Annotated in this window: 5 protein-coding genes and 1 pseudogene; 5 read left to right on the forward strand and 1 reads right to left on the reverse strand. The window is 41.1% G+C overall.

The genetic code is table 11. From position 1 onward, the window contains the following. The 5 genes from ENH88_RS06045 to ENH88_RS06065 all read left to right on the forward strand — a co-directional run. Nucleotides 1-212: transposase (locus ENH88_RS06045; protein WP_304180676.1), on the forward strand; the 212-nt coding region annotated here is incomplete at its 5' end. 213 nt (nt 213-425) lie between these two features. Next, complete coding sequence (locus ENH88_RS06050) at nt 426-1,259, forward strand: tyrosine-type recombinase/integrase (RefSeq protein ID WP_304180678.1); 834 nt, start codon at nt 426-428, stop codon at nt 1,257-1,259. Further along, the gene (locus ENH88_RS06055) at nt 1,256-2,344 is read left to right on the forward strand and encodes an IS91 family transposase (protein ID WP_304180680.1); all 1,089 of its coding nucleotides are present in this window, start codon (nt 1,256-1,258) and stop codon (nt 2,342-2,344) included. Before ENH88_RS06050 ends, ENH88_RS06055 begins: the two co-directional genes overlap by 4 nt. A 338-nt stretch (nt 2,345-2,682) precedes the next feature. Beyond that, nucleotides 2,683-3,213, forward strand: a complete 531-nt coding sequence (locus ENH88_RS06060) for a hypothetical protein (protein ID WP_304180682.1) — start codon at nt 2,683-2,685, stop codon at nt 3,211-3,213. Between the two features lie 194 nt (nt 3,214-3,407). After that, complete coding sequence (locus tag ENH88_RS06065; protein WP_304180684.1) at nt 3,408-3,674, forward strand: RidA family protein; 267 nt, start codon at nt 3,408-3,410, stop codon at nt 3,672-3,674. Between the two features lie 384 nt (nt 3,675-4,058). Here ENH88_RS06065 and ENH88_RS06070 read toward each other — a convergent pair. Then, a pseudogene (locus tag ENH88_RS06070) lies at nt 4,059-4,240 on the reverse strand (phosphoglycerate dehydrogenase); the annotation flags it as partial.

The raw sequence follows: 4,240 nt of genomic DNA on the forward strand, positions 1-4,240 counted from the left end.
CACCCGTTATTCCACGTAAGGACAACAGTTTAGTAGGTAATGAAGATATTGACTGGTGTATGTACAAATATCGGCACTTGGTTGAGAATGCATTTGGCCGTATTAAGCAATATAGAGGGATAGCCACACGGTATGAAAAGCTTGAGCGAAATTATCATTCAATGCTCGCTTTAGCATTTACGATGATGTGGCTACCAATGTGGGCTGATTAATATATGTACTACAAAGATCAACAGCCCCTAGTGATAGTAATACCTTAGGTTATTTGTTAAAACTATATAAAGTAGGAAATCAGCGTGACGTCCGCAGAAATATACGCGATGAGCGCATTATTAAATGTTGAACTAAGCCGCTACGCGGAGATCCTATTCTGACCAGTTGAGCCACACTTACCTTGGGGTTATCCCATAACTTGGAGGTAAGTCATGAATACACTCATTGAACAAGTCAAAACAGAAATAGTCTACCGAGGTTATTCGCAAAGTACATGTAAAAGCTACTGTGAACATTTACTAAAACTCAGTCATTATTTTAATAAACCGCTCGATTCGATTACTGATGACGAGCTTAGCGCCTTTTTTAACGATCCCGCTATTCGTAAGCTTTCTAGAGCAAGCCAGAAAATAAAAATAAACAGTATTTGGTTCTTGTTTAAGAATATTTTACATCGTCCACTGAACTTAGATATTGCACTGCCAAAAGCGAAATTGCGCGCACCCACGTATTTATCGCGTGATGATATGCGACGGCTTATAGAAAGCTGCACTGACATGCGATTGAAAACGTTAATAGCGGTGTGTTATGGCTGTGGTTTACGTGTTAGCGAACTGCTACGCATTAAAGTGCAAGACATCGACGGACAGCGTAAAACTATTTTAATTGAACAGGGTAAAGGGGATAAATCGCGTTATGTTGTAGTTTCAGATAGCGTACTAAACCAATTACGCAGTTACTGGAAAATGTATCACCCAACGGGTTGGATGTTTTACTCGCGATTGTTAATGGATAAACCTATGTCAGCATCGACCTTCAGGAAGCCATTGAGAAAACACGCACAAGCGTGTGGTTTAAAACACTGTAATCCACATGCACTACGCCATGCTTATGCAACACATCAACTTGAATCAGGTATGCCACTTCATCAACTGCAACATCAGCTTGGGCACAGTCATATTAAAACCACGCAAAGTTACTTACATTGGTTACCTGAATTAGGGCATGGCGGCATTGATTTACTTGCGAGTTGGAGTAAACAATGAGTGCTTTACACCTAGCTGATATTTTAAATTTAGGCCTTGGTGATTATCGGCAACATCATATGATGAGCTATCAGCAGCTACGTGTCTGTCAGCACCTTCAATCATGCAGAACGGGTCAGCTCGGTTATCAAGCATGGCAATGTGATACCTGTGGTGAGTCGCAGCAGATTGGGTGTAGTTGCCGAGACCGCCACTGTCCACGTTGCCAAGGCATGGCCACGGTTAAATGGGTGCAAAGACAGCAGGAGGATTTATTACCGTGTCGGTATTTCCACCTTGTTTTTACACTCCCCCATGAGTTGAATATCATTGCGCACTACAACCCAAACGCGTTGTATCAATGTTTATTCAAAGCCACATGGCAAACGCTGAGTAAATTTGCGAAACGAAAAAGACATGGCCAGTTAGGCATGACAAGCGTACTGCATACATGGGGGCAAAACTTAGGTCAGCATATCCACTTGCATTGTTTGATACCCGCAGGTGCGCTTAATAAAGCACACTGGCATGAAATAGAAAAAGGCTATTTATACCCTGTAAAAGCGTTATCAACAGTTTTTAGGGGAAAAATGCTCACGGCGCTGAATGAGTGTGATAGTACATTAACGCGGATAAGCACCCCAACAAAATGGTGCGTTTATAGTAAGGCATGCTTAGCGTACAGTGAAAAGTTAGTCAGTTACCTTGCACGTTATACCCGAAAAGGCGTGATGTCAGAATCACATTTGGTGACAGCGAATGAACAATCTGTGAGTTTTAAATACCGAGATTATGCAGATAACAACCGCGATAAAGTAATGACACTGAGCTGTGATGAATTTCTACGACGCTACTTACAGCATGTACTGCCCAAAGGGTTTATGCGTATTCGCCACTATGGATTTTTAGCCAATGCATGTCGCAAGCGAAAGTTAGCGCTGATAAGGGCTCACGCACTAACCCTATGTAAACTGGTGAAACCAAAGACAGAAAAAGAACCATTGATACCGCAATGGCCTTGCCAGTCATGCAAGGTGGGTATCTTGCGATTTATTGGTGTGGTTAATTTAGACGTAGCGACAAATAAAATAGCGCGAACGAGTTAGCGGTCTAGCTTGCTGCATCAAATCAACTAGTTAACCTGCTTAACTGCTCAGGTCAGTAACTGCTGTGCGTACGAAAAATATAATTGCTTAACGGTTAAACATTAGGTTTAATGGATACATAATAAACGCTGAGTAACGCAGGGACAGCTTAGATACGATAGACACGCCAGTAAAGTTGGCTTGATATCGCTTAGGCCATAAAAAGCAAATTCCCATAGCATAAGTAACACCAACTCTGACACACCGAGCAGGTAGCGCCTCAGTCCAACAAGCGATTATGCAACACAAACTGCGTGTCGCATAAATACTAAAATGTTAGGCACTAATTAGGATTAATAATGGAAGGTTTATCTATATCTAGTATTTGGAAGCTTCTAACTTGGCTGCCAAAATTTATTTTGCGTAGGATATTTACTCGAGAGAAATTACGAGATCTCATTCTTTTTGATGTGAGGCCGAGGCACGAATATGCGACGATTAATCTGGGAGAGGTTGCATCATTTGGTCTTTGGCTTCAGATTACAAATATTTCACCGTTTGAGGTTGAATTAGATAGATCGTCATATGACTTCCAATGCGCCGGAGTAAAACTAAGATCTAGCATACTAGAGCGTATTTCAATTGCTAGCGGAGAAACAAAAGTTCTGCATGTCGAGGGATCTATTTCCGACGGAGAAGCTAACCATATTGCGCGATGCATTGATAATCACAATTCATCTTTGGAAGGTATTATGGAGTTCAATTGTAAACTGCATTCCTTTTCCAGAAATAACTGGCATCTAAATGGCGTTTTGCCAAGATTTATCAATGAAACCTATAGATTGCCTAACAAATCAATGGAGCCGACCGCTAACGCGTCGGCTGATTGAGGCGTTGGTATTCATTACTGGAGCTCACTTGCTAAATTTAGTCAAAAAATCATTGGTTTTATCTTGTGGCCTATTCCTTTTTGGTTGTGCAACGACCGAACAAGTGATTGAAAGAAAAAATTATCATTCTTGGGAAAATGATATTGGCTACTCGCAAGCTGTAAAGGCTAACAACACTTTATAACATCTCTGGTATCACTAGCGAAGAAACAACTTTTGAAAAACAAATTGATGATATTTATAGTACCATCAAGAAAATATTGGCTGATTATAATGTTGGAACAGATGCGATCGTTAAAGAGGTTATCTTCACTACCGATATTGAAAAGTTAAAGGCATTTATTCCAACACGTAAGGCACATTTCAGTGATAAATATCCTTCTTCAAGTTGGGTTGAAGTTAAAAGGCTTTGGAGTAAATCGCATTTACTAGAAGTTGAAGTTGTTGTTGTGCTACCGTAAACCTAACACATATGAGCCTTAACTCTGTCAATAGGCATGAGTGTTCTTTTTGGCCGTTTTTATACAGTGACGGTCAATTCTAAATCAATAAACAAATTCGTTTACTTCGTCTGCCGATGCTCCAGTTAAGCAAGTAGCTTACGGCAAACATATAGTGAGGCACTCTTATTACGATCTCATTGCAGCTAGGTTTTTCCCATATCCTTTTCGGGTAGCTGGGACACAACGATTAAAAGGCTTTAATTGAGCAGAGAGCCTACACTGCGCTTTGCAAAATAACATTTATCTTACTCAAAATAAAAGCCGTGCTTGACTTAACAAGCACGGCTTTTATTATTTCTGACCGCTGACCGCTGACCGCTGACCGCTGACCGCTGACCGCTATTAGTGAAGAATACGCGCTCTGATCGTGCCTTCCACCGCGCTTAACTCTTTTAGTGCGACTTCTGAGTGATCAGTATCTACGTCGATAACTACATAACCAATCGCTTCGTCTGTTTGCAAGTATTGCGCGGCGATGTTGATGCCGTGCTGAGCAAACGCTTGGTTAATTTGAGTTAACACGC

This window comes from Pseudoalteromonas prydzensis, from assembly GCF_011050055.1.
Lineage (GTDB): Bacteria > Pseudomonadota > Gammaproteobacteria > Enterobacterales > Alteromonadaceae > Pseudoalteromonas > Pseudoalteromonas prydzensis_A.